23 protein-coding genes are annotated in these 25,672 nt (G+C 69.4%); 17 read left to right on the top strand and 6 right to left on the bottom strand.

The genetic code is table 11. From position 1 onward, the window contains the following. Positions 1-44: 44 nt before the first annotated feature. The 3 genes from AC5P1C_RS15375 to AC5P1C_RS15365 form a co-directional block, all read right to left on the bottom strand. A complete protein-coding gene (locus tag AC5P1C_RS15375) occupies positions 45-1,466 on the bottom strand; it encodes an FG-GAP-like repeat-containing protein (protein WP_493866375.1) in 1,422 nt (473 codons plus the stop codon). 332 nt (positions 1,467-1,798) lie between these two features. Then, positions 1,799-3,412 (bottom strand): N-acyl-D-amino-acid deacylase family protein, encoded by a 1,614-nt coding sequence (locus AC5P1C_RS15370; RefSeq protein WP_493866374.1) that lies wholly within the window; start codon positions 3,410-3,412, stop codon positions 1,799-1,801. Positions 3,413-3,516: 104 nt separating this feature from the next. Beyond that, positions 3,517-4,824 carry an amino acid deaminase gene (locus tag AC5P1C_RS15365; RefSeq protein ID WP_493866373.1) on the bottom strand — a complete coding sequence of 436 codons (1,308 nt, stop codon included), beginning with the start codon at positions 4,822-4,824 and terminating at the stop codon, positions 3,517-3,519. Positions 4,825-5,024: 200 nt separating this feature from the next. Between AC5P1C_RS15365 and AC5P1C_RS15360 the strand changes: the two genes are divergently transcribed. The 4 genes from AC5P1C_RS15360 to AC5P1C_RS15345 all read left to right on the top strand — a co-directional run bounded on the left by AC5P1C_RS15360 (position 5,025) and on the right by AC5P1C_RS15345 (position 8,814). After that, positions 5,025-6,014: a sugar kinase gene (locus AC5P1C_RS15360; RefSeq protein ID WP_493866608.1), complete on the top strand. Its 990-nt coding sequence runs from the start codon at positions 5,025-5,027 to the stop codon at positions 6,012-6,014. Next, positions 6,011-6,769, top strand: coding sequence for an IclR family transcriptional regulator (locus AC5P1C_RS15355; RefSeq protein WP_493866372.1), 759 nt, complete (start codon positions 6,011-6,013; stop codon positions 6,767-6,769). Before AC5P1C_RS15360 ends, AC5P1C_RS15355 begins: the two co-directional genes overlap by 4 nt. A 6-nt stretch (positions 6,770-6,775) precedes the next feature. Next, positions 6,776-7,186, top strand: coding sequence for a RidA family protein (locus AC5P1C_RS15350; RefSeq protein ID WP_355803368.1), 411 nt, complete (start codon positions 6,776-6,778; stop codon positions 7,184-7,186). A gap of 131 nt (positions 7,187-7,317) precedes the next feature. Beyond that, positions 7,318-8,814 carry a GntP family permease gene (locus AC5P1C_RS15345; protein WP_493866371.1) on the top strand — a complete coding sequence of 499 codons (1,497 nt, stop codon included), beginning with the start codon at positions 7,318-7,320 and terminating at the stop codon, positions 8,812-8,814. A gap of 110 nt (positions 8,815-8,924) precedes the next feature. Here AC5P1C_RS15345 and AC5P1C_RS15340 read toward each other — a convergent pair whose 3' ends face one another. Beyond that, positions 8,925-9,746 carry an MBL fold metallo-hydrolase gene (locus tag AC5P1C_RS15340; RefSeq protein WP_493866370.1) on the bottom strand — a complete coding sequence of 274 codons (822 nt, stop codon included), beginning with the start codon at positions 9,744-9,746 and terminating at the stop codon, positions 8,925-8,927. Positions 9,747-9,885: 139 nt separating this feature from the next. Further along, positions 9,886-11,226, bottom strand: a complete 1,341-nt coding sequence (locus tag AC5P1C_RS15335) for a M14 family metallopeptidase (RefSeq protein WP_493866369.1) — start codon at positions 11,224-11,226, stop codon at positions 9,886-9,888. 157 nt (positions 11,227-11,383) lie between these two features. On the opposite strand from AC5P1C_RS15335, the gene AC5P1C_RS15330 reads away from it, so the two are divergent. Further along, positions 11,384-12,715 carry an Nramp family divalent metal transporter gene (locus AC5P1C_RS15330; RefSeq protein ID WP_493866368.1) on the top strand — a complete coding sequence of 444 codons (1,332 nt, stop codon included), beginning with the start codon at positions 11,384-11,386 and terminating at the stop codon, positions 12,713-12,715. 70 nt (positions 12,716-12,785) lie between these two features. Here AC5P1C_RS15330 and AC5P1C_RS15325 read toward each other — a convergent pair whose 3' ends face one another. After that, positions 12,786-13,748 carry a chitinase gene (locus tag AC5P1C_RS15325; protein ID WP_493866367.1) on the bottom strand — a complete coding sequence of 321 codons (963 nt, stop codon included), beginning with the start codon at positions 13,746-13,748 and terminating at the stop codon, positions 12,786-12,788. A 317-nt stretch (positions 13,749-14,065) separates the two neighbouring features. Between AC5P1C_RS15325 and AC5P1C_RS15320 the strand changes: the two genes are divergently transcribed. The 12 genes from AC5P1C_RS15320 to AC5P1C_RS15265 all read left to right on the top strand — a co-directional run bounded on the left by AC5P1C_RS15320 (position 14,066) and on the right by AC5P1C_RS15265 (position 25,058). Then, a complete protein-coding gene (locus AC5P1C_RS15320; RefSeq protein WP_493866366.1) occupies positions 14,066-14,965 on the top strand; it encodes a hypothetical protein in 900 nt (299 codons plus the stop codon). Positions 14,966-15,081: 116 nt separating this feature from the next. Continuing rightward, positions 15,082-15,801 (top strand): Flp pilus assembly protein CpaB, encoded by a 720-nt coding sequence (gene cpaB, locus AC5P1C_RS15315; protein WP_493866365.1) that lies wholly within the window; start codon positions 15,082-15,084, stop codon positions 15,799-15,801. A gap of 88 nt (positions 15,802-15,889) precedes the next feature. Next, complete coding sequence (locus AC5P1C_RS15310; protein WP_493866364.1) at positions 15,890-17,497, top strand: CpaE/TadZ family protein; 1,608 nt, start codon at positions 15,890-15,892, stop codon at positions 17,495-17,497. A gap of 149 nt (positions 17,498-17,646) precedes the next feature. Then, positions 17,647-17,976, top strand: coding sequence for a TadE/TadG family type IV pilus assembly protein (locus AC5P1C_RS15305; protein WP_493866363.1), 330 nt, complete (start codon positions 17,647-17,649; stop codon positions 17,974-17,976). A gap of 10 nt (positions 17,977-17,986) precedes the next feature. Then, positions 17,987-19,345: a TadA family conjugal transfer-associated ATPase gene (locus tag AC5P1C_RS15300; protein ID WP_493866362.1), complete on the top strand. Its 1,359-nt coding sequence runs from the start codon at positions 17,987-17,989 to the stop codon at positions 19,343-19,345. 69 nt (positions 19,346-19,414) lie between these two features. Continuing rightward, entirely contained in the window at positions 19,415-20,359 is a 945-nt protein-coding gene (locus AC5P1C_RS15295; protein ID WP_493866361.1) for a type II secretion system F family protein, read from the top strand. Between the two features lie 30 nt (positions 20,360-20,389). Beyond that, positions 20,390-21,280, top strand: coding sequence for a DUF5936 domain-containing protein (locus AC5P1C_RS15290; protein WP_493866360.1), 891 nt, complete (start codon positions 20,390-20,392; stop codon positions 21,278-21,280). A gap of 508 nt (positions 21,281-21,788) precedes the next feature. Further along, positions 21,789-21,980, top strand: coding sequence for a hypothetical protein (locus tag AC5P1C_RS15285; protein ID WP_493866607.1), 192 nt, complete (start codon positions 21,789-21,791; stop codon positions 21,978-21,980). Further along, complete coding sequence (locus AC5P1C_RS15280) at positions 21,977-22,588, top strand: pilus assembly protein TadG-related protein (protein WP_493866359.1); 612 nt, start codon at positions 21,977-21,979, stop codon at positions 22,586-22,588. Before AC5P1C_RS15285 ends, AC5P1C_RS15280 begins: the two co-directional genes overlap by 4 nt. A gap of 32 nt (positions 22,589-22,620) precedes the next feature. Further along, positions 22,621-23,214 carry a hypothetical protein gene (locus tag AC5P1C_RS15275; RefSeq protein WP_493866358.1) on the top strand — a complete coding sequence of 198 codons (594 nt, stop codon included), beginning with the start codon at positions 22,621-22,623 and terminating at the stop codon, positions 23,212-23,214. Between the two features lie 2 nt (positions 23,215-23,216). Beyond that, on the top strand, positions 23,217-23,900 hold the full coding sequence (locus tag AC5P1C_RS15270) for an OmpA family protein (protein WP_493866357.1): 684 nt from the start codon (positions 23,217-23,219) through the stop codon (positions 23,898-23,900). Positions 23,901-24,902: 1,002 nt separating this feature from the next. After that, a complete protein-coding gene (locus tag AC5P1C_RS15265; RefSeq protein WP_493866356.1) occupies positions 24,903-25,058 on the top strand; it encodes a hypothetical protein in 156 nt (51 codons plus the stop codon). The last annotated feature ends 614 nt before the right edge of the window (positions 25,059-25,672 follow it).

Genomic DNA, 25,672 nt, shown 5'->3' with positions numbered 1-25,672 from the left:
GTCGGTGACGGGGACAGGGACAGGGACCGAGACAGGGGCCGTTCTCAGTCGAGCAGGCTCTCGCCGAACCGCGAGCCGGTCGCGAGGCCGAACTCCGCCGAGCTGAGGGACTTGGAGCCGGAACCAGTGAGGCCGGAGGACGTGCCCGGCAGGGTCCACAGGCCACCGCTGCGGTTGTTCTCGAAGGAGGCCGTCACGGCCAGGTCGCCCTTGCCGTTCTTGTCGTAGTCGGCGATCCGGACCTGCGCGCCGAAGAGGTCCCCGGCCTCGACGGCGCCCGGAACTCCGGTGGAGTCCTGGGAAACGCGCACGACGCCGGACTGCGAGACACCGGAGGCGGAACCGCGGAACACGGTCACGTCACCGGCGTTGTCCAGGTCGCCGAGCTGTTCGCCGTTGGCGCCGACCACCAGTTCGGCCTTGCCGTCTCCGGTGACGTCACCGATCGCCACCGAGGCGCCCCAGTTGTCGCCGTCCTCGTTGACGCCGGGCACGCCACTGCTGTCCTGGTGCAGGGTCACCGGGTCGCCGAAGCCCGTCCGACTGCCGTAGCGGACGGTGACGTAGCCGGAGCCGTTGCTGGGGTCGTCGATGGAGAAGAAATCGGGCCAGGTCAGAGAGGTGGCCATATCGTCGAAGCCGTCGCCGTTGATGTCGCCGAGAGCGACGGAGGTGTCCCCGTCGTCCACGCGCTGAATCCGGTTCGGGGTCCCCTCCTGGCCCGTGAAGATGTCGGTGCCCGGACGGCCGGTGCCCGCGTCGCCGGTCACCGCCAGGTCGTCCCTGCCGTCCCCGTTGACATCGCCCACGGCGGCCTCCGTGTACCGGAGACCCGGGGACGACAGGGTGAACGCGGGAACCGGCTTGCTTCCACGTTCGAGGCCCCCCTTGTACACGACGGCCCCGTCCGGTTCGATCACCGCGAGGTCCGCGCCGCTGTCACCGGTGAAGTCCCCCACCGCGACGTCCCAGCCGTGGGCCTGCCACTGCTGCGGATTCTGCACGGTGGTCGTGGTGCTGCTGGTGAACGGCTTGGTGCCGCCCCACAGGATCGTGACGCTGCCCTGGCCCTCGTAGGCCCCCACGTCCTCGCCGTCGGCGCCCACCACTAGGTCCGCGTATCCATCACCGTCGAGGTCGCCGCCGGCGATCGAGATCCCGAAATGGTCACTGTCTTCCGGCGTACCCGGCACTCCCGCGGAACTCTGGGTGAGAGAGACCTTGCCGGTGGTCGTCAGGCCGTCGGCCGTCCCGAAAGCCACGACCACCTCACCCGCGGCCTCCGCCCCGCCGACGGTCTTGTACGGCGCGCCGATCACGATGTCCCGGTGCCCGTCGCCGTTGAAGTCATCGGCGAGCTTGGCAGGGGCAGCGGCGGCCGAAGCCACTGGACCGACGACGAACAGACCGCCGGTCAGCGCGGTGACGGCCGCGGTGGCAACAACGGTGCGGAAGGGCAGGGGCATGAAGGTTCACTCCTTGGAGCTGTGCTGGACGGTGCCAAAGACCATCCAAGGAGTCGGAGGGTTGTACGGGACGGGCGGTACGAGCGCGATTCCCTAAGCGGTAAGGCTTTTACGGCTTTTGGGTGCCGCCACTCGACGACGTACCTCGTGGGGTGACAGCGCGGCGCCGGTGGCGGGCTGTGGCCCTGCCGCATCGCCCTGCCCCCGGCTCTACTCGACCGAGATCGAGGACAAGCGGCGCTCGGCAAGGGGCAGGTCGGGGACACCGGATGGCCCCGGCACGCAGCAAGGCCGCAGGCCCAGCGAAGCCTCCCGCCTCGACGGCGCGGGATCTAGGGAGTCCGGCGTACCGACCGTCCCGCGAGGACGTCCGTGCGTCGCCCGTCCTCCATCACGAACTTGCCGTCGATCAGGACATGTGGGATGCCCGTCGGGAGCGTACGAGGGGCGTCGAAGGTGGAGCCCGCCGCCACCGTCTCCGGGTCGAAGAGGACCAGGTCGGCGCGGTAGCCCTCGCGGACGATGCCCCGGTCGGGGAGGCGGAGGCGGGCGGCCGGGCGTGCGGTGAGGTGGGCGACGCACTCTTCGAGGGTGAGGACGCCCAGCTCGCGTACGTAACGCCCCAGGTACTGCGGGAACGTGCCGTACGCGCGCGGGTGCGGTTTGAAGCCCTGGAGGATGCCGTCGCTGCCGCCCGTGTGCACGGGGTGGCGCATGATCGCCTGGACGTTCTCCTCGTGGCCGACGTGCTGGAGGATCGTCGAGCCGAGCTTGTCGTTGATGAGCAGGCGCCGGGCGGTCACCCAGGGCTCCTCGCCGCGCTGCTCGGCGGACTGGGCGACGGTCTTGCCCACGCAGGAGGCAAGACCCGGGTCGCTCACGCCGGAGATCTCGATCTTGTCCCACTCGATCGGTACGCCGTGACAGCCGTCGGCGCCGATGACCTCCATGTGGTGGCGGATCTTCTCGGCGGTCTCGTCGTCCTGGAGACGGGTGAGGATCGCGTCGGGCCCGCCCTCGCTGGCCCAACTGGGCAGCATGGCGACGAGAGTCGTGCAGCCGGGGGTGTAGGGGTAGGTGTCGAGGCTGATGTCGGCGCCACCCGCGAGCGCGGTGTCCAGGAGGGCGAGCAGGTCGGGGGCCTTGCCCTTGTTCACGCCGAAGTTCATGGTGGCGTGCGCGAGATGGAGCGGGCAGTTCGCGGTCCGCGTGAGGTTGACCATCTCCTCGTACGCCTGGAGGGCGCCGGCGCCGTAACTGCGGTGGTGGGGGCAGTAGTAGCCGTTGAACTGCGCCACGACCTTGCAGAGCTCGGTGAGTTCGGAGTCGTCGGCGTACATGCCGGGCGTGTAGGTGAGCCCGGAGGACATGCCGACGGCGCCCTGCTCCATTCCCTCCGCGACGAGCTGCTTCATGCGCTCGACCTCGGCGGGGGTGGCCGGACGGTCGTCCCAGCCGACCGCGTACATGCGGACGGTGCCCTGGGGGATGAGGTAGGCCGCGTTCACGGCGATGCCGTGGCCGCCGTGGGAGCGGTCGAGGCGGTCCAGGTACTCGCCGACCGTGCGCCAGTCGAAGTCGATGTCGCTGCCGTCGCCGTTCCAGCCGGTGATGGCCTGGCGGACCTGGGCGAGGGTGCGGTCGTCGACCGGGGCGTAGCTCAGCCCGTCCTGACCGATGACCTCCAGGGTCACGCCCTGGGCGGCCTTCGCGCTGTGGTCCGGGTCGCGGAGGAGGGCGAGGTCGCTGTGGGCATGCATGTCGATGAAACCGGGGGCGAGGGCCAGGCCGTGGGCCTCGACCGTGCGGGTCCCCGTGGGGCGGGGCCCCGCGTCCCCCTCGCGGTGGATCGTGGTGATCCTGCCCTCGTGTACGCCGACGTCGGCTCGGTAGGAGGCACCTCCGGTGCCGTCGATGACGCGTGCGTCCCGGATCACCAGGTCCATGGGGGTGCCTCTCTACTTTGCTCGACTACGGGGTATCGGGTGGGGCGGGTGGGAGACATCCGCCGCGAAGCGGCGGTGCAGGGAATCCGCCCAAGACCCAGGGGTCAGAAATAGGTACGGATGTAATCCGTGACCGTTCCGTCCGCCTCGACCAGAGGGATCAGCTGCCACTTGTCGAACGAAGTGCAGGGGTGCGAGAGGCCCAGGCCAACCCAGTCGCCCACGGCGAGATCCGCCTCCGGGGTCGTGCGGACCCACCCGTGCTGGTCGGAGAGGCCCGTCACCGTGACCCCCGTCGCGGGCCGGTCCACCCCGTCCCGGTGCACGACCTGCGCCTCGGGCAGGTCGATGTCGTACGCTGCGTCCCGCTTGCCCGCGTTCGTGAACGCCTGCTCGGACGTCGGCCGGGACACCACCTGCGTCCAGAGGCGGAAGGCGGGGTGCAGCGTGCCCTCGTCCGGGACGCGGTTGAAGGGCGTCAAGTGGCGGTAGTGGCCGTCGTCATGAGAGACGTACGCGCCTGAGCGGAGCAACTTCAGGACCGGCACCGACAGTTCGGGGATCTCCGCGAACACGTCCGCCACCGCGTCGAACCACGCGCTGCCGCCCGCGCTGACGACGACCTCGTCCAGGTCCGCGAACCGGTTCGCCTTGTCGAACTCGACCGCGAGCGAGGTGAGCCGCTCGAGCCAGGCCCGCACGCGCTCGGGCGTGGCCTCCGGCACCTCGCCCTCGTACCCGGCGACACCCACCAGACGCAGTGTGTCCGCCGCAGCGACCGCGTTGGCGATGTCGACGCACTCGGACTCGGTACGCACACCCGTGCGCGCACCCTCGCCCGCGCCGAGCTCCACCACGACGTCCACGGGACGCGTCGCGCCCGCCTCGCGCAGAGCGGCGTCCATCAGGGCGACGCCGGGCACGGAATCGACGTAGCAGATGAAGCGGAAGGCGGGGTCCGCGTCCAGCTCGGCCGCGATCCAGCGCAGCGCCGACGCATCCACCAGCTCGTTGGCGAGGAAGATCCGCTCCACGCCGTAGGCCCGCGCCACCCGCACCTGGTGCGGCACGGCGAGGGTGATGCCCCACGCGCCGTGCTCCATCTGACGCGCGAAGAGCTGCGGTGCCATCGACGTCTTGCCGTGCGGGGCGAAGGCGAGGCCGTGCCGCGTGGAGTACGACTCCATCAGCGCGAGGTTGTGCTCGAGGCGCTCGGCGGAGAGCGCGAGGACCGGGGTGGTGAAGCCGTCCGTGAAGAGGTTCCGGCGCTGGGCCGCGAGCTCGCCGACCGTCAGGCCCTCCGCGTCCGGCGGCAGGCCCTTGAAGCGGTGGTCGACCCGCTCCTGGGCGAGCCGGTCGAGCTCCCGGGCTGCACGTCCGGCGGAGTGGTCTGCGGCGTTGTCGGCGGCCATGGCGCCTCCTCCAAAAGGTGCGTTGCATGATATGCAACGGTCATTGCGTATGTCGCTTACTGCTGTCTAACATCCGAGCCAACGCCGGGTCAACGGATCCGGACAGTCGGTTGAGGGGCAGGAAGATCGTGACCGCAGAGGCCGCAAACGCCGCAGAGGCCGCGCAGGCAGCAGTGGACGTCGTCGCGCTCGGCGAGTCCATGGTCACGTTCCTGCCCTCCCGCGCCGGCCGCCTCGCCGACGTACCCTCCTTCGATCGCGGGATCGGCGGCGCCGAGTCGAACGTCGTCTGCGCGCTCGCCGCGGCCGGACACCGCACCCGCTGGGTCAGCCGCGTCGGCGCCGACGGCTTCGGGGACCACCTCGTCGAGACGATCGCCCGCTACGGCGTCGACACCCGCTGCGTCGGCCGCGACCCGCACCGCCCCACCGGCATCTACTTCCGCACCGCCGACGACCGCGACACCGACGCCCACGAGGTCCTCTACTACCGCGCGGGCTCGGCCGCCTCCGCGATGTCCACGGCCAACATCGACCAGGCCGCACTGCGCTCCGGGTACCTCCTGCACCTGTCCGGGATCACCGCCGCGCTCTCCACGGACTGCCTGGACCTGCTGCGCGCGCTCACGGACACCGCGAAGGGAGCGGACGGCGTCTCCTTCGACGTCAACTACCGGCCGGGCCTGTGGCCGGACGGCGGCCAGGAAGTCCTCCTCGACCTCGCCCGCGGCGCCGACCTCGTCTTCGTCGGCGAGGACGAGGCCGCCGAAGCCTGGGGCGTCACCGGCGGCCCGGACGCCATCCGCGCCGCCCTGCCCGAGCCTCAGCTCCTCGTCGTCAAGCGGGGAGCGGACGGCGCCGTCGCCTACGGCAGCGGCGGCGTGCGGTACGAGGAGCCCGCACCCCGCGTCGATGTCGTCGCGGCCGTCGGCGCCGGTGACGCCTTCGCCGCCGGGTTCCTGTCCGCGACTCTGCGGAAGCTCCCCGTGAGGCAGCGCCTTCGCCACGGCCACCTCATGGCCGCCGCAGCCCTCACCGTCCCCGGCGACCTCGCCACGCCGCCGTCCCGCGACCACGCCGACCGTCTCGCCGCCCTCGACGCGACCGCCTGGGGGAGACTGCACCTCGGCCCCGGCTGGACGGACGGCGTCCCCATGAACACTGAGGCCAAGGAGGAGGCACGTACATGAGCCAGACCGTCGACCGCGCCCTGTCCATCCTGCCGCTGCTCGCCGAAGGCCCCGCGGACCTCGGCCAGGTCGCCGAGCGCCTCGAAGTGCACAAGTCCACCGCCCTGCGTCTCTTGCGCACGCTGCACGAACACGGCCTGGTCTACCGCCAGTCCGACCAGCGCTACCGCCTGGGGGCCCGCCTCTTCGCGCTCGCCCAAGAGGCCGTCGAGAACCTCGACGTACGCGAGATCGCGCACCCCCACCTCCTCGCGCTCAACGAGAAGTGCGGCCACACCGTGCACCTCGCGGTCTACGAGGAGCAGGAAGTCCTCTACATCGACAAGGTCGAGAGCCGCTACCCGGTGCGGATGTACTCGCGCATCGGGAAGCCGGTGGCGATCACGGTCGCCGCCGTGGCCAAGCTGCTGCTCTCCGACTTTCCCGAGGCCGAGCGCCGCGCCATCGCGGAGAAGCTCGACTACCCCACGTACACGTCCCGTTCGACGCCCAACGCCGCCGCGTTCCTCAAGGAACTCAGCGCCGTGCGCGAGCAGGGATGGGCCACCGACCTCGGTGGTCACGAGGAGTCCATCAACTGCATCGGGGCCCCCATCCGCGGTGCGGACGGCCGGGTCGTCGCCGCCATGTCGGTCTCCGCGCCGAATGTCGTCGTCACCGCCGACGAACTCCTCACGCTGCTCCCGCTGGTGCGCCGTACGGCGGACTCCATCAGCCGGGAGTACTCCGGCAAGTCACCCCTCAAGGAAGCCTGAACGACCATGACCGAGAAGACCGCGCTCACCCCGGCCACCCACACCACCCCGCCCGCGAAGTTCTCCCACGGCGTGAAGAAGGGCAACATCCTTCAGGTCGCCGGTCAGGTCGGCTTCCTCCCGGCCGAGGAGGGCAAGGCCCCCACCCCCGCGGGCCCGACCCTGCGCGAGCAGACCCTCCAGACGTTCGCCAACGTCAAGGCGATCCTCGAAGAGGGCGGCGCGAGCTGGGACGACGTGATGATGATGCGCGTCTACCTCACGGACGTGGACCACTTCGCCGAGATGAACGAGATCTACAACGCGTACTTCGAGGAGCAGGGCCTCAAGGCCCCCGCCTCGGCCCGCACCACGGTCTACGTGGGCCTGCCCAAGGGGCTGCTCATCGAGATCGACGCGCTCGCCGTCCTCGGCTGACGCCGCGCGCCTCCTGAACTGAACAACCTCCCGCAAGCCGTACGTCTTCACGGCGCGGCGCCAACTCCCCTGGTGGCGCCGCGCCGTGATCCCCCCTGCCCCGAAAGCCCCATGCACTTACGAGGTCAAAGATGTCCCCGTCTCCGTCCCCCTTCGCCGCGCTCGCGGCCGCCGCCCCCGCCGATACACCACCCCACACCGGCGGCATCCTCGCCCTGATCGACGGCACGGCCGGTCTGCTGACCGTCGCCGCGCTCGGCATCCTGCTTCTCCTCTTCCTGATCATCAAGGTCAGGCTGCAGCCCTTCGTGGCGCTGCTCGCGGTCTCCATAGTCGTCGGCCTCTCGGCCGGTCTCTCCGTCACCGAACTCTTCGGCACGGTCCAGAAGTCCGACGTGGTCTCCGTCATCGAGTCCGGCATGGGCGGCATCCTCGGCCATGTGGCGATCATCATCGGCCTGGGTACGATGCTCGGCGCGATCCTCGAGGTCTCGGGCGGAGCCGAGGTGTTGGCATCCCGCCTCCTCGGCCTCTTCGGCGAGAAGCGTGCGCCCCTCGCGATGGGCCTCACGGGCCTGATCTTCGGTATCCCGGTCTTCTTCGACGTCGGCATCTTCGTCCTCGCGCCGATCGTGTACGCCGCCGCCAAGCGCAGCGGCAAGTCGATCCTGATCTACTGCCTGCCCCTGCTCGCGGGTCTGTCGATGACCCACGCGTTCCTGCCCCCGCACCCCGGCCCGGTGGCCGCCGCGGGACTGCTCAAGGTGGACCTCGGCTGGGTCATCCTGATGGGCATCGTCTGCGGTATCCCGGCCGTCATCGCCGCGTGGGTCTACTCCGCGTGGATCGGCAAGCGCATCTTCGTGCCCGTCCCGCAGGACATGGTCGAGGCCGCCGAAGAGGCGAAGGCGGCGGTCGTCGCCGAGCAGCGTGCGGCGGGCGTGGAGCCGCGCGAGAAGCCGGTGCCGCTCGGCATGGTCTTCGCGATCATCGGAACGCCGCTGTTCCTGATCCTCCTCGCGACCTTCTCGTCGATCGCCTTCGACCCCTCGACCCTCCGAAGCGTCATCGAGTTCTTCGGCAGCCCGTTCGTGGCCCTGACGATCGCCCTGCTCATGGCGTACTACCTGCTCGGCATCCGCCGCGGCTGGTCGCGCAAGTCTCTGGAGACGGTGTCGACGTCGTCCCTGAAGCCGGTCGGCAACATCCTGCTCGTGGTCGGCGCCGGCGGCATCTTCGGCGCGGTCCTCAAGGCGAGCGGTGTGGCGACGGCCCTCTCGGACACCTTCCAGGACGTCGGCCTGCCGATCATCGTCCTCGCCTACCTGCTCTCCCTGGTCCTGCGCGTCGCCCAGGGCTCGGCGACGGTCGCGATCGTGACGACGGCGGGCATCGTGGCCCCGCTGCTCACCGAGGGGAACCACTCGCAGGCCTTCGTCGCCCTGGTGATCATGGCGATCTCGGCGGGCTCGATCTTCGCCTCGCACGTCAACGACGGCGGCTTCTGGATGGTGGCGAAGTACTTCGGCATCTCGGAGCGGGACACGCTGAAGACGTGGACGGTCCTGGAGTCGGTGCTCTCCGTCGCCGGGTTCGCGGTGGCGGCCGTGGTGAGTCTGTTCGTCTAGCCGCACCATTCCTTCTCGTACGTCAGTCTCGTACGACGTCAGCTTCGTACGGCGTCACTCTCGTACGTCACCGAAGGCGCCCCGGGCCGCGACGGTCCGGGGCGCCCTCGTCATGTCGCGACCGGGTGCCCGCCCGCGGGCTCGAAGCCGGCCAGCATCTGCTTCAGCGCCGCCTGGTCGGGACCCACGAACGGCGAGGCCCCGGGCGCCGAGCCCAGCGTGTCCATCATCGTCCCGGTGATGCCGAGGGCCGGCGGCAGATGCGTGCAGAGGACGACCTCGGGCGCACCGTCCCGCAGCGGCTGGAAGCTGTCCAGGAACTTCCCTTGGTCCACGATCTGCACCCAGGGGCTGTCGACCGTCGCCCACAGCAGCTGCGCGGCCCGCAGATCCGCCACGGGCACGTCGCGGACGTCGTCCGCCTCTGCCAGATCGGCGGTGGGCATCGGCCCTCCGAAGCAGTCGGAGCTGAAACAGGCCCCCGACTTGTCGTCGAAGAAGCCGACCGTGGCCGGATTGTCGAACAGGGGCGGCCGGAACCCGGTGAGGGTGCGGTCGCCGACGTCCAGGGTCTGCCCCGGGTTGAGCAGATAGACGCGGTCGAGCGGCAGCGGGCGCTCACAGGACATGATCCCCGCGCCCGCGAACGTGGTCACGACCCGCGCCTTGGGCGCCGCGACCAGCAGATCGAAGATCCCGCCGGTGTGGTCCCGGTCCGGGTGGGTGAGCCAGATCCAGCGCACGTCGGCGGGGTCGATGACGGTGGCGAGAGACTCCAGGAAGTTGCGGTCGGGCAGCCCGAGACCGGTGTCGACGACGACGGGCTGGGTGGCGTGCAGCACAAAGGCGTTGACCGGAATGTGCCCGATCCCCGGGACCTCCAGGCTGTCGCTCAGGGCGCTGATGTCGGGGCGTACCTTGTGGACGCGCATGACACATCTCCATCCCCCCTCTGGGACGGTGATCGTGCCGCGGCCTCTATGTGTCCATCGTCGTCCTGTTCGGGCGCCGCCGCACCTGCGCGAAGGGCCGCCGCCGCACGGCGACAGCCCTTCGGACCGCCCGGTCCGGTCAACCGGTGCAGTACTGCTGCTCCTTGCCGATGGAGCGGTACATGCAGTCCGAGTTCTCCATGAGCTGCAGGACCGCGTCCCTGTTGCGGTTCGTCTCCCGCTCGATCACCTCGTCGGGCGGGTAGAAGCCGCCGCCGCCCGCGGAGGACGGGTACATCTCGAACGTGTAGCTGAAGATCTTCTGGTTGCCCCAGAGCCAGTCGTTGATCGACCCGTCCGTGATGTACAGGTCACTGGACTGCTGCGGCGTGTAGCCGTTGCTCGCGGCCATCTTCCGGCCGACGGCGGCGTGCGCGTCGCGGTCGTCCTGGGTGAGGCCGGGGCCCGTGTCGCTGTACGTGTAGCCGTACGGCCACAGGACCAGCTCGCTGTACGTGTGGAAGTCGATGGAGGCTCTGATCTGCTGCTTGCCGCCGACGATGCGGCTGCGCACGAAGTTGGACACGACCTTCACCTCGGGGGCCGACTCGGCGCTCGGACCGCGGTAGGTCTCGGAGCCCGTGGAGCCGGACGAGCCGCCGCAGCAGCCCCACCGGTAGGCCCAGTTGCGGTTCAGGTCGGTGCCGACGTTCGACGAACCGCTGTTGGGCTGGCGGTTCTTGCGCCAGCTGCGGTAGGAGCCGGTCGCGATGTCGTACTCGCCGCCGTCCGGGTTCAGGTCCGGCACGATCCAGATCTCGCGCTCGTCGACCATCTTCTTGATGCGCGCGTCCGTGCCGTAGTCGTCGCCGAGTTCGCGCAGCAGATAGAGCGCCATCTCGACGGTCAGGTGCTCGCGGGCGTGCTGGTGGTGGGTGAAGAGGACCTCGGGCTCGGCCTCGTCGGTGGCGACGTTGTCGCTGATCTTGATGGCGACGATGTCCCGGCCCGCGTAGGACTTGCCGATGACCTTCTTGCTCATCAGGTTCGGATGGGCCGCGATGCGCTGGTCGATCTCCGCGTTCATCTCCGCGTAGTTGTGGTATCTCGCGTCCGCGGGCGGGAAGTCCTTGGCCTCCACGGGCAGGCCGTTCGTACGCTTCGGGGGGCCGGCCAGGGCCTTGAGCTCGTAGCCCGCGCCCCTCAGCCGTGCCGCCTCGCGGGTGTCGGCCGAGACGACCACCGCGCGGGCGTGGACCTCGTCGATGGCGACGCCGGTGCGGGCGAGCGCGGTGCGCTCGGCGCGGTCGTCGCCGAGGGGGATCTCGTACTGGCGCGTTTCGTCGCTGTCGGCCGCCGTGCTGCGTGCGGTCCGGTCGGTGGAGTCCGGTGAGGCGTTGGCGGTGATGGGAGCCGCCACTGCGAGGGCGAGTAGGACCGCGAGTGCGGCGGATCTTCTGCCGCGTATGCGGAGTCGCATGAAGTCTCCTGGGGGTGGGGGGGTGGTTCAGTGCGACGCGTGCGAGGTGTGCGGTGCGGGTTGCGCGGCCCCATCGTGGAGCTCTGGCATGCTCAGGTCAACGCTGTCTTCGGCCAACCCCTTGTGCCGTGGGCCGCCATGCGGTTTCTTGATCGGCATGGCTGAAACGACAGGCAGTGGCACTGCCACGGGAGATGCGGCTCCCCAGCCGCGCAAGTCCAGTTGGAAATACATCGGACCCGGCATCGTCGTCGCCGCGACCGGCGTCGGCGCGGGCGACCTCGTCGCCACGCTCATCGCGGGCAGCAACTTCGGCTACACCCTGCTCTGGGCCGCCGTCATCGGCTGCGTCGTGAAGATCTCGCTCGCCGAGGCCTGCGGACGCTGGCACCTGGCGACCGGGCGCACCCTCTTCGACGGCTGGGCGAGCCTGGGCAGCTGGACGTCGTGGTACTTCGGGATCTACGTCGTGATCTGGGGCTTCGTGTACGGGGCGGCGGCCATGTCGTCGTCCGGGCTGCCGCTTCAGGCCCTCTTCCCCGACGTCATGGACCTCAAGTGGTGGGCGATCCTGACCGGCCTCGTCGGCCTGGTCTTCGTCTGGTTCAACAAGTACGCCGTCTTCGAGAAGGTCATGACGGTGCTCGTCGGCATCATGTTCGTCGTCACCCTCTATCTCGCCATCCGCGTCACCCCGAACCTGGGCGACGCGTTCGCGGGCCTGCTGCCGGTGCTGCCCGACGAGAAGGACTCCATCCTCAACACGCTCGGCCTGATCGGCGGCGTCGGCGGCACCATCACCCTTGCCGCGTACGGCTACTGGGTCAACGCCAAGGGCTGGACGAACACGGGCTGGATGAAGGTGATGCGGCTCGACAACCGCGTCGCGTACATCACCACCGGCATCTTCGTCGTCTCCATGCTCTTCGTCGGCGCCGAGCTGCTGCACTCCGCGAACATCGCGATCGCCGGCGGCGACAAGGGTCTGGTGCAGCTCTCCGACATCCTGGAGAAGGAGTACGGAGGCGCCACCGCCAAGCTCTTCCTGATCGGCTTCCTCGCCACGTCCTTCACCTCGCTGATCGGCGTCTGGCACGGCGTGAGCCTGATGTTCGCGGACTTCGTCGAGCGCTACCGCAAGCTGCGGGCGGGCGCCGACGACAAGGCGCTCTCCGGCACCGAGGTGGCGTCCGGGGCCCGCGAGAAGTCGGTGCCGTTCCGTGCGTACCTGCTGTGGCTCACGTTCCCGCCGATGGTTCTCCTCTTCCAGGGAGAGCCCTTCCGCCTGATCATCATCTACGGCGTTCTCGGCGCGGCCTTCATGCCGTTCCTGGCGCTGACCCTGGTCTGGCTGCTCAACTCCTCGCGCACGCCCGGCGAGTGGCGCAACGGCTGGCTCAGCAACGGCATGCTGACGATCGCGGGCCTGCTGTTCCTGGTGCTGTGCGTCAAGCAGATCTACGACCAGGACTGGGGGAACTTCTTCTGACGGTCGGCGCGCATGCCGCAGCGCCGCCGGGGGAGCGGCGGCGCTGCAGGTGTGAGGGCGTGCCCGCCGGCTACGGCAGGCCGTGGACGTGCGGTCCCACCGCCTTGGACCAGGAACTGCCGTCCGCGGCATCCCAGTTCGTCGACCAGGTCATCGCGCCCCGGATGTCGGGGTACGTCTTGGACGGCTTGAAGGAACCGCAGCTGGTGCCCTTCGCCAGGCAGTCCAGGGCCTGGTTCACGACGGACGGCGAGACGTAGCCGCCGCCGGCCGCCTTCGCGGACGCCGGGACGCCTATGCCGACCTGCGAGGGGGCGAGGCCGCCCTCCAGCTGGATGCAGGCGAGCGCGGTGAGGAAGTCGACCGAGCCCTGGCTGTAGACCTTGCCGTCACAGCCCAGCATCGAACCGCTGTTGTAGTACTGCATGTTGACGACGGTGAGGATGTCCTTCACGGCGAGCGCCGTCTTGAAGTACTCGTTCGACGTCGACTGCATGTCGATCGTCTGCGGGGCCATGGTCAGGACGAACCCCGAACCGGCCTTCCCGGACAGGGACTTCAGGGCCTGCGACATATAGGTCGAATTGAGCCCGTTCTCCAGGTCGATGTCGACGCCGTCGAAACCGTACTCCTGCATGAGTTTGTACGCGGAGTCGGCGAAGGCGGTCGCGGACGCCGAGTCGTTGACCGACACCGCGCCCTTCTCGCCGCCGACCGAGAGGATCACTGACTTCCCGGCCGTTTGCTTGGCCTTGATGTCGGCCTTGAACTGGTCGACGGTGTACCCGCCGAGCCCGGCCGAGTCGAGGTTGAAGGCCAGCTCGCCCGGTGTGCCGGTCGCGTCCGCGAACGAGACCGCGATGATGTCGTACTCGTCCTGCACGTCGCTCAGCTTCTGGACCGTGGCGCCGTTGTTGAAGTTCTGCCAGTAGCCGGTCACCGCGTGCTTGGGCACCGCGCGGGTCTCGGCGTCGGCTTCGTCGGCGCCGCCGGTGAGCAGGCCGGTGAGCGCGAGGGCGAGTGCCGTTGCCATCCCGATGACGGAACCTGCCTTCCTGCGTGTCCTGCCGCGTGCGTGGTCCACTTCTGCCTCCGGTGGGGGGAGTTGGGGCATTCGGAGAGCTCTCACTTGGTCGTACAAGCTGGTCCAGACCAATTGAGTTGTCAAGACCTCTGACACCACCGGGACCTCGCCAGTCCGGCCAACCTCAATGTGAACAGTGGGAAGTTGGGTGTTGAGGTGGCGATGACCTGGATAAGGTGCTGAGGCAGAAGTGCAGAAGTGCACGGAGACCGGGCCGAAGTGCGCAGAGTCCGGTGCGAAGTGCACGAAGACCGGGGGGTGTGCATATGCCGACCGCCATAGCCGTCACCGGCCCTGACCTGGTGCTGCCATCACCCGACCGGCACACCCCGTCGGCGGCCGTCCTCCAGAGCGCCGTCCAGTCACCGCGGACGTACTCCCTGGACCAGGCGCTCACCGAGATGCACACGCTCGTCGAGCACCACGGCTATGTGATCGTCCTGTGCCCCGCCTCCGCGCCGTCCGCCGTGGTCCAGCGCATGTACGCGATCCGCTCCGTCCTGGAGAGCGACCGCATCTCGATCCTCCGCCCCGACCTGCCGCCGCTCGGCATGGCGGTCCTCGCGCTCCAGCTCCGCCAGCTGTCGATCTGCGACTTCAGCCCCGGCGTACTCGCCTCGGCCGCCCGTCTCCTGTCGCACTACATCTACGCGGGCGCGCTGCTCGGATCGGTGGCGAAGCTGGACCGGGTACCCGTCACCCTGCAGTCGCACGCCAAGTCATGGGTGCCCGGCACCCAGTTCGCCGTCCTCGCGACGCCGCGCCCCGAGCTGATCAAGGTGACGGGGGACGCGACGCTCCCCGGCCCCGGATTCAGTACGAAGATGCTGTACGCCACCGGCCAACTGACATCCGACTGGGTCACCGAGACACTCGCCCCCGCGTGGCGGACCCAGGGGGTGTCGGAGGCGCGCCTTCCGGGCGAGTCCGCGCGTTGGTGGGCGACGGGCAAGCTCGTCGAGTTCGCCGCGGCGATCCCCGACATCTCCGTGCTCTACCAACTGGTGTCGTCCGTCCGGCGGGACGACTGCCACTGGTGCGGCCTCGAACTCATCGGCGACCGCTGCGGCTTCTGCGCCGCGCCACTGCCGCCGCCCCCTGAACGCTCGGCGCCCGCATCCGCCCCCGCCCCCGCTCTACGAGCGCTGCCGCGAGGCGCGACATAGGGACCAGGTCCCCTGTGCGTACGAACCCGATACGAACCCGATACGACCCGAACTGAACGCGCCCCACACCGATCACTGTCCGTAGCCATCCGCTCCCGATCGAGGTAGTCCGGTTCATGAACTCACGCCAGCGCCGCGGCGTCATCCTGCTGGTCCTGTCGGTCCTGGCCGCGTTCGGCGCGTTCGCGGGCGTCCTCTCGGTGATCCGGGACGTGAACTCGAAGGTGGGGCCGGAGGTGGCCGCGTACAAGCTCAAGGGGGACATCGCCCCCTACAAGGAGCTGAGCGCCGACCAGTTCGAGAAGGTCGAGATGCCCGAGCGGTGGCTCTCGGAGAACGCGGTCACCGATCTCCGCCAGGTGCGCGGCAAGATCGCGGTGACGGAGCTGCGCAAGGGCTCGCTGCTCCAGACGGACATGATCGTGAACCGCCCCGAACTCCAGCCGGGGCAGCAGGAGATCGCCATCATGATCGACGCGGCGACGGGCGTGGCGGGCAAGATCACGCCCGGCTCTACGGTCAACATCTACGCCACCTTCAAGGGCGAGACGGACAACGCCAAGGACCAGTCGAAGGTCATCGTCGAGTCCGCGAAGGTGATCGACGTCGGCAGGCTGACGGCGCTCGACCCCGACCAGGACGATCGCGCCTCCAACAGCCGTCGTACGGCGACGGAGGCGGTGCCCATCACCTTCGCCCTGGACACGGCGGACGCACAGCGCGTGGCCTACGCGGAGTCGTTCGCCACGCATGTGCGGCTCGCCCTGGTGGGGCAGGGCGGGGAGAGCGCCATCCCGCGGGGCGACCGGACTTACACACTCGACGAGGACAAGTAGGGGGCCTGCGGATGTTGCTTCGGGGCGATCGGTCGGGTGGGCGGGAGAGGTCTGATCGTCAGCGCCTGCTGGCGGGAGGTGATCCCGCATGACGGTCCGCATCCTGCCCGCCGTGGGGGACATGGACGCAGCCCGAGCGCTCTCGACGCTGACGGGACAACTGCCGGACGCGGAACCCGCGCTGCCGGTCGCGGACTCGACCGCGCTGCTCGACACCCTGGCGCGCCTCGCCGCGGAGTCGCTCGACGAGCTTCCCGAGGTCGTGCTCATCCACGAGCGCATCGGCCCCGTCCCCGCCCTCGACCTCATCCGCGACCTCGTCCTGCGCTTCCCCGCGGTCGGCGTCGTCCTCATCACCGCCGACACCAGCCCCACCCTCCTCACCGCCGCCATGGACTCCGGCGCCCGCGGCATCGTCGGCTTCCCGCTCGCCTACGACGCGCTCGCCGAGCGGGTGCACGCGGCGGCGGCCTGGTCCGCCGGGATGCGCAGGCACCTGGGCGGCTCGGGCCTCGAGCTCTACACCGGTACAGGGGAGTCCCCGGGCGGCGGGCACGTGGTCGCGGTGAGCGGGGCCAAGGGAGGCGTGGGCACGACCCTCGCCGCGGTCCAACTCGCCCTTGCGGCAAGGGCGTCCGGCCGTACGGTCGCCCTCCTCGACCTGGACCTGCAGTCCGGTGACGTCTCGTCCTACCTGGACGTCCAGTTCCGCCGCTCCATCGCGGACCTCGCGGCGATCACCGACATCACGCCCCGCGTCCTCCAGGATGCCGTCTACACCCACGAGACCGGCATCGGCCTCCTCCTGGCCCCCGGCGACGGCGAGCGGGGCGAGGAGATCACCGACCGGGTGGCCCGCCAGACGCTCGGCGCCCTGCGCAGCCGCTACGACGTCGTGCTCGTCGACTGCGGTACGTACGTCACCGGGGCGAGCGCGGCGGCCATCGAACTAGCCGATCAAGCCCTCCTGCTGGTCACCCCGGACGTCGTCTCCGTACGCGCCGCCAAGCGCATGGTGCGCCTGTGGGACCGCCTCCAGATCCGCAAGGCGGAGGAGACGCTCACCGTCGTCAACCGCCACGGCAAGGGCGCGGAGATCCAGCCCTCCCTGGTGGAACGGGTGACGGGGACACGGGCGGCCCGCACCACCGTCCCCGCGAACTTCAAGGAGCTGCAGGGCGCGGTCGACGCGGGCCGCATGCAGGACCTGGACAGCAAGTCCACGGTGAAGCAGGCGCTGTGGGCCCTCGCGGGCGAACTGGGCCTGGTGGACCCGGAGGCGGCGTCCGCCGGAGCCAAGCGGCTCACCCTGCGGAAGCGCGTCGGGGGCGACCGGGGCGCGGTCACGCTGGAGTTCGCCGGAATGTTCCCGCTCCTGCTCGCCGTGATGGGCCTCCTGTGGCAGTGCGCGCTGTACGGCTACACGTTCTCCCTCGCGGGAAACGCAGCGGACGAGGCGGCGCGGGCGGCGACGGCCGCGTACGCGGTGGGCGAGGGCGGGGCCGCGGCGTGCGAGTCCGCGGCGAAGGAGCATCTGCCGTCGGCATGGCAGGGCGCGGAGGTGTCCTGCACGGACGACGGGGCGGTGTGGAAGGCCCACGTGGACGCGGACGTCCCGCTGTTCTTCCCCGGGATCGACGCGGGGTGGAGCGTGAGCGGGGAGGCGGGGGCGGCGAAGGAGGGTGAGGACGGGTGACAGGTTGCCGCCGGCCTTTGCGCACCGTCGATCACCGGCTCCGCCGAGTTCGTCCTCGAACGCCGGACGGGCTGGATCACCGGCGGCTTCGACTGGATCACCGGCGGCTTCGGCTGAAGAGAGCGCGCCTCGACGACCGAGGCGTATCCATGCTGGAATTCGCCGGCTTCCTGCCCATCCTGCTCCTCATCGGCCTGGCCACCATCCAGCTGGGCCTCGTCGGCTACGCCGTCAACCAAGCAGGCTCGGGCGCCCGCGCGGCAGCACGCGTCGCCTCCCAGGGCGAGGGCGGCGAAGCGGCGGGCCTGGCGGCGATGGACGGCAACCTCGACGCTCAGGTCGCCCTCGGTGGAGGCGGCGCCACGACCACGGCTGATGTCACCGTCCAAGTCCCCACCCTGCTGCCCTTCGTGGACGCGGGGTGGTCCGTCACGAAGTCGGCCACCATGCCCAACGACGAAGACGAAGACGGGAGCTGAGAGAGAAGCGATGAGCCTCCGCGACCGCATAGCGACCCCGCAGGACCACGGCAAGGGCAGCGACCCCAGCCGCGACGACGGCCTCGTGGCCGTCTACCGGGCCAAGCTCCTGGAAGAGATCGACCTCGCCGAGATGTCGTCCCTCACGACGGCGGACCGCCGGGTGCGCCTGGAACGCGTCATGGGCCACATCATCAGCCGCGAGGGCCCTGTCCTCTCGACCTCGGAGCGCTCCCAGCTCATCCGCCGCGTCGTGGACGAGGCCCTGGGACTCGGCGTACTGGAACCGCTCCTCGCCGACGCCTCCATCACGGAGATCATGGTCAACGGCCCCGACTCGATCTTCGTGGAGCGAGCGGGCCGAGTCGAACAACTCCCCCTGCGCTTCGCGTCGAACGAGCAGCTCATGCAGACCATCGAACGCATCGTCTCCACGGTCAACCGCCGCGTCGACGAGTCGAACCCGATGGTCGACGCGCGCCTGCCCACGGGCGAGCGAGTGAACGTGATCATCCCGCCCCTGGCCCTCACCGGCGCGACGCTCACGATCCGCCGCTTCCCCCGCGCGTACACGCTGCACGAGCTCATCGGGCTCGGCTCGCTCGACGAGCACATGCTGCTCCTGCTCTCCGCCTTCGTACGCGCCCGCTTCAACATCATCGTGAGCGGCGGCACAGGCTCCGGGAAAACAACGCTCCTCAACGCGCTCTCGGGCCTGCTCCCCGCCCACGAACGCATCATCACCATCGAGGACTCGGCGGAGCTCCAGCTCCAGCAGGACCACGTCATCCGCCTCGAATCGCGCCCCCCGAACGTCGAGGGCAAGGGCCAGATCACCATTCGCGACCTGGTCCGCAACAGCCTCCGTATGCGCCCGGACCGCATCATCGTCGGCGAGGTACGAGGCGGCGAGACCCTGGACATGCTCCAGGCGATGTCGACGGGCCACGACGGATCATTGGCGACCGTCCACGCGAACACGGCGGAGGACGCCCTGATGCGCCTGCAGACCCTCGGCTCGATGTCGGAGGTCCAGATCCCCTTCGAGGCGCTGAAGGACCAGATCAACTCGGCGGTGGACGTGGTCGTCCAGCTCGCCCGGCACGCGGACGGCTCCCGCAAGATCGCCGAGATAGTCCTGCTCGTCTCGCACGGCCGCGAACAGTTCCGCATCGCCCCGGCGACCCGCTTCGTCCCGCACCAACCGGGCGGCGGCGGCTTCGACCGCCGGGTGCACGGCTACTTCGAGCACCTGCCGCTGCCGCGCTCCGTCGCCGAGCGGCTGTACGTGGCGGGGGAGCCGGTGCCGCCCGGTTTCGGGGTGGCGCAGGCGATCGACGTACTGAACACGAGAGAGGCGATCGGATGAGCGCGGGGGAGCGTACTTGGGAGGTCGTGGCATGAACGCGAGGGAGCGTACGAGAATGGCGAGCGGCTGATGGAGAACCAAGCCGCTCTCCTGGCACTCGGCGCGACGATCCTGACCGGCACGCTCGCCGTCGCGGGAATCCACGCGTACGCGTCGGGGCGTGCCCAGCGCCAGGCGCTGGTGGACCGCCTCTCGATCGGCCCCGGCACGGGCGACACCGCCGGCCGAGGCCGCCGCTTCTCTGCCGTGGACCGCCGCCTGCGCCGCACGCGCCTGGGCCGCTCCATCCACCTGCGCCTCTCGGCGACGGGACTCGACCTGACGGCGGGCGAGTTCTTCGTCTACGTCGTGGCGGTGGTCGCCGCGCTCTGGCTGATGGCGGCGGCGACGCTGGCGCCGTTCTTCGGCCCGATCGCGGGAGTGGTGGCGGTCTGGAGCGCGGTGGTGTTCCTCAACTGGCAACGCCAGAAGCGGATCGAGGCCTTCATCAACCAACTCCCGGACGTGGCCCGCATCCTGGCCAACGCGACGGCGGCGGGTCTGGCCCTGCGCACATCGCTGGCAATGGCGGCGGAGGAGCTGGAGGCCCCCGCAGGCGAGGAACTGTCGATGGTGGCAGATCAGTTGACGCTGGGCCGCTCGGTCGACGACACGTTGGGGGAGTTGGCGGAACGCCTCCCGTCCCGCGAACTGATCGTCCTCGTCACGACCTTGGTGCTCTCCAACAAGGCGGGCGGGTCGGTGGTGAACTCCCTCCGGAACCTCACCCAGACCCTGGAGGACCGCAAGGAGACCCGCCGCGAGGTCCGCACGATGCTCTCGGAGGTCCACGCGACGGCGTTCACGGTGCCGCTCCTGGGCCTCGGCTCCCTGCTGCTCATCAATTCTTCCAATGAGGGAGCGCTGGCGAGGGTGACGGGCTCACCGATGGGCCAGATGCTGATCCTGATCGCGCTGGGCCTGTACGCGGTGGGCTTCTTCGTGATCAGACGCCTGGGCAAGATCGAAGTCTGAGAACCGATTCGAGTGGGAGGGGGAGTCACGTTGCTGGCACTGGCTCTGGCGGTGGTGATGGGACTCGCCGTGGCGGGCGTCTGCCAAGGCGTGCGCATGTACCGCGCGGAGGCGAAGCTCCCCACGGACCTGGCCATCGCCCTGGAGGTCGGCGCCACCCGCGTCTCGACGGCGGGCTCGGCGGTGGACCGCCTGGGCATGCGGTTCGCACCGCTGGTCCTGCGCCTGATGGGCCCGAAACGGGTGGACGCCAAGCGCCGCAAGATCGACATGGCGGGCAACCCAGGCGGCCTGACGATCGACCGCTACGCGGCGAGGCGTGCGGTGTACGGACTGTTCGGCTTCGTGATGGGCCTGGTCTTCTTCTCCAACGGCTCATCGCTCTTCGGCCTCCTGACCTTCGCCTTCGGCGTGACGGCGGCGGACGCGCTGATCTGGCAGGCGATACGGGAGCGGCGCGAGGTCATCGACCGCACGCTGCCGGACTTCCTGGACGTACTGGCGGTGGTGGTGTCGGCGGGCCTGGGCTTCCGCCAGGCGCTTGACCGCGTGGCGGAGCGCTACGAGGGCCCGTGGGCAGACGAATTGAGAATCACCCTGCGCCAGATGGACATGGGAGTCAGCCGCCGCCAGGCGTTCGACGAACTGCGCCGCAGGAACGCCTCGGAGCAGGTGTCGCAGTTCGTCTCGGCACTCCAACAGGGCGAGGAGCTGGGCTCGCCCATCGCGGACACGCTCATCCAACTGGCGACGGACATGCGCCGCACGGACGCGCAGAACTCGCGCCGCAGGGCGGCCAAGACGATCCCCAAGGCCACGATGGTGACCCTGGTCTTCATGCTTCCGGCCACGATGATTCTGATCGCGGCGGGAATGTTCCTCGGCTCGGGGTCGGACTTCGGCTCGATCCTGGGGAAGTGAGGGTGCTGTGACCGGTGCGGCGGGCCCTGCGGTGGGAGCTGGTATCAAGCCACTCGGCGAAACCTCTTCGCGGCTGCAACCCGATGTGGGACAGTCGCCCGGAGGGCGGGAAGGGCGCGGTGACTCCGGGGGTGGCCCCTGCCGGGGTCGGATTCCCCGACTGGCCTTTGCAAAAGACGAGTTCACGGGATTCGCGGGAGGGGAAGTCGTGAGACGGATGGAATCACCACCGGCCCGGTCGCGGACCTCTGCCACATGCCTCCGGGGTGCGTGATGACCTCACCGCCGGGGAAGGGAACTCGCCAACTTCCACAACTTCCGCGTATCAAACGACATTGGTTGCGGAGAGTGGCTGTTGGGTCACAAGATCTCGCGTACGTTGCCTATGGCGACAGCGGCGTCGGAATGGGTTGCGCCGGCGGTGCGGGTTCTTGTGCTTGTGCTTATGCGTGTATCGGGTGGGAGAGAAGGGGCCGTCGTGCTGAAGGATCGCGTACTCAGAGTCTGGGTGGACTGGACCGTGACCGTGGCTTCCCGGGTTCGGGGGAGGGGGCGGGATGCGGGGGCTGGGTTTGTGGAGTATGCGGGGCTCATGATCTTGATTGCCGGGATCTATACGTTGATCGACAGCCTGGCCCTGGACAACAAGATTTCCACGGCAATCGGCAACGCGGTGGGCGACGTCATCGGCGGCGGGTGACGGAGCGCCTCTCACTGCGAAGCGACCGAGGGCAGACTCTCCCCATCTACATCTGGATGACGGGGATTCTGCTTTTCGTTGCGTTCGCCTTCTTTGCGTTTGCCCAAGCGGCATCTGCGCGCAACGGCGCCCAGTCGGCAGCGGACGCCGCAGCGTTGGCCGCTGCACAGGACTCCAGGGATGAGCTGGTCGAAGGGTTGGGCAAATCCATTGGGGATGGCGATGCCTGGCTCGACTGGCTGGACGGTGACAAGTTCACCGGCGACGGGGCCCAGGCTGCGGCTGATGAACTGGCCGCCGACAACGACTCGGCCGTAACTGGCTTTGGCCCGGACGAAGTGAACGGATACCCGGGCTACCGGGTGGAGATCGAGACCAACTACACCGTTGGCGACTCGATCATTCCCGGCACGGAGTCCCAGCACGCCAAGGCCGGGGCAACCGCCATCATCAAGCCGCGCTGCGGGATCGCTCCATCTTCCGACCCGGAGAAGAAAGTGGAGTTCGAGTGTGACGGCGGCGATTCCTTCGAGCTCGATCCGGAGGAATTCGATCTCGAGGATCTCCCGGATGCATCCGTCCTCTTCTCCGTGCACCTGGCCGACTGATTAGTGATCGACGAAAGAAGGAAGCCGTAGCGATGAACATTCGGCGCACCATGATGACTCGCAGAGCAATGACCGCTGTGGCGATCACGACTGGGCTGGTCCTCACGGTCGCTGGCTGCGGCGGCGGTGGGGGCGACGACAAGTCCGACAAGGACTCCAAGCCCTCCGCGCCGGCAAAGGACGACGATGGGGGCGACGAGAAGGAGTCGCAGCCACCCGCTGCCGACCAGACTCTCGCTGAGTCCAAGGGGGACGGGGTGACTCTGGTCATCAACTCGGCCAAACGCGATGAGGGTGGCTTCCTTACCGTTTCAGGCAAGGTGACGAACACCTCTGGCGGTCTTTGGACCGGTGGTCAATGGCGCGGAGACGAACAGGAGTTGCAGAAGAACGGCGGGTCCGTTGCTGGTGCAAGTCTTGTGGATGAACAGGGGAAGAAGCGGTACTTGGTCCTGCGTGACACCACCGGGCGCTGCCTCTGCACCAAGTTCGAGGGTGGCATCGATTCGGGGAACACGGCCGACTGGTTCGCGCAGTTCCCCGCCCCGCCGGAGGGGACGAAGAAGGTGTCGTTCCAGGTAGGCGGGATGCCCCCCGCCTCCATCGAACTCGCCGAGGGTGAGTGACCATGTCCCACCCCCGACCACGCCCCCGCACCCTGGCGACAGCCACCGCCACCGCCACCCTCACGGCCGCCCTGCTCCTCCTGACAGGCACTGCCACCCCCGCCTCCGCCGACGACGAAGACCCCAGCGCACCCCCCGGCAGCACAACTTCCACCCCGCCCCAGGAGGTCGACTCCAACAGCCCCGGCCTGAAGCTTGCCGACGGCGCGACCCTCGCGCCCGCGAAGGTCCTGGACATCAAGTCCGTGGTCGAAGACCTCGGGGGCGAGGAGCGGCGCGAGGACACCAACACGGACGTGAAGTTCGCGCTGCAGGCGGAGGTGTTGTTCCCGAAGGACAGCCCGAAGCTGAACCCCGAGGCGAACGCCCGTATCAAGGCGATCGCCGAGGAGGCGAAGGCTCAAAAGGCCACGAATGTCCGGGTGTTCGGTTTCACGGACGACCTCGGCTCGTACAACCACGGCAAGAAACTGTCCCGCGAACGCGCGGAGGCGGTGCACGACAAGATGGCCGCTTACCTGGGCCCCGAGGTCACGTACTCCGTACGCGGCTACAGCGAGGACTATCCGATCGCGGACAACGGCTCCGAGGAGGGCCGCAAGAAGAACCGCCGCGTCGAGGTGTCCTTCCCACGGGGTTCTACCGGGTCGGACACAGGGACAGCCCCCTCCGGGAGCCAGGAGTGACATCTCCCGGCAGCCCTTGGCCCCAGTAGGCCGGCTTCAGCTTCTTGCCGTAGGGCTCGGAAGCGCGTTCCCGGTAGACGATCGGGGCGGGGTCCGTGAAAAGGGTCCACCGAGGACGGCGAGACGATCTCCACGGCCTCCACGGCGAGTTCGTATCGACGTCCTCGGCCAGCTCGATCAGATGGGGAAGGCCGCGGGTGCTTCGCTCGTTGGTCCCGCACGGTGAGAGCGCCGGAGGCCGGGCTTCGGCGGGCCTGCGGCCTTGCTGCGTGCCGGGGCCGCCCGGTTGTCGCGAGGTTGGCGGTTGCGGGCCGGGTGTAAAGGGCGCTCCCTTCGGTCGCGTCGGCTGCTCCGATTCCGCTGCGCTCCACCCTTGACACCCGCCCCTCCACCGCGCGAGGGGAAGACGACCGGACGGCCCAGGAGGCGGGGCTATCGGGGAGCGAGCTGGGTCGTCCGGTCTCGCTGCCGGGCGCGGACCGGATCTTCTGGGGTGACCGTCAGGGGACGGGGCACGCGGTCGCTCCAGGGGTGGGCACCGGTCTCGTCAAGCGTCGGCCGACCGGCTTTTCTGGGGGCGGGGGCGCCGGGCATGGCTCAGTAGGCTGCGGCCCTATGGGGCGGATACGAACACCCGGTCTTCTGTTCGGCGTTGGCGTCTTGGCGCTGATCACCGCGTGTGGGAGCGGTGGGGCTGTTGAGCCGCGTTCCGCCGGGGAGTCCCGAGGCGGGGAGGGAGGGATGTTCTGCGTCCGGCCGGGCACAGAACCGCCGCCGAGCCACCGGACGCCCACCGGCTGCCCGGAGCAGCCGTCCCCCAGCCCACTGCCCACGGTGACCATGGCTCCGGAGGAGGATGCGAAGTGGGGCTGGCACAACCCCAGTTGTCGGGCGGAGGAGCGGGGTAGGGCTGGTGTGACCCGACACGGTACGCGGGTGTGGTGCGAGCAGATCAGCGGACGATGGCGCTGGCGTACCCCTCCTCAGGGGAAGGAGCCCTGTGTGGACGAGGGCGCATGGGACGTCAGCGGCAAGGCCCGGTCCTACGTGTGCCGAGACGGCAGCTGGCGCGAGGAGGACTTCAAGGACCGAGCCGCCCCGTCCCCGAGCGACTGGCCCCGCCAGGGCCCCGGCAAGGTCCCGAACCCCATGGGCTAGCGGGTCAGCAGCCGCCCGCTGTTGGGGCGGGTGCTAGGGGGGTGGCCGGCACCAAATCCCGAGAAGGCGCATCACGGAACGCGTGCGCCCCCTGTCTGCCAGAACACAACTTTCCCAAAGTAGGTGAGCCACACCCCACGGCTTGCAAGAAAGTCGCACCAAGCCAGCCCCATACGCGTGGCGGAGTGAGACTTTCCTGCAACGGAGGTCACAACTCCCACCCACTGACAACGAGCTGCGCCGCCACCAGCGCACACCTGCCCCGCGACGCCCACCGCCCACCGCCCACCCTGGAAGGTCCGGTCGGCCGGCCGCTTACCGAGCGCCACCCGCCCCCGGGCCCGCCGCGCGCACCTCTCCCGCCTTGCGCCGCCCCGGGAGATCCGGTCGGTAGACGCTTGACGAGACCGGCACCCATCCCCGGACCGGCCGCGCGCCCGGCGGTGAGGGGCCCGTGACGGTCACGCCGGAAGATCCGGTCCGCACCCGGCAGGCAAGCCGCACAGCCACCGGGAGTGGTCGAGAGTCCCGCTCCTCGGGCCGTCCGGTCGTCTTCCCTCGCGCGGTGGAGGGACGGGTGTCAAGGGTGGAGCGCAGCGGAATCGGCGCAGCCG

Source organism: Streptomyces sp. A18 (assembly GCF_059026065.1).
This window is presented reverse-complemented; position numbering and strand designations above follow the sequence as displayed.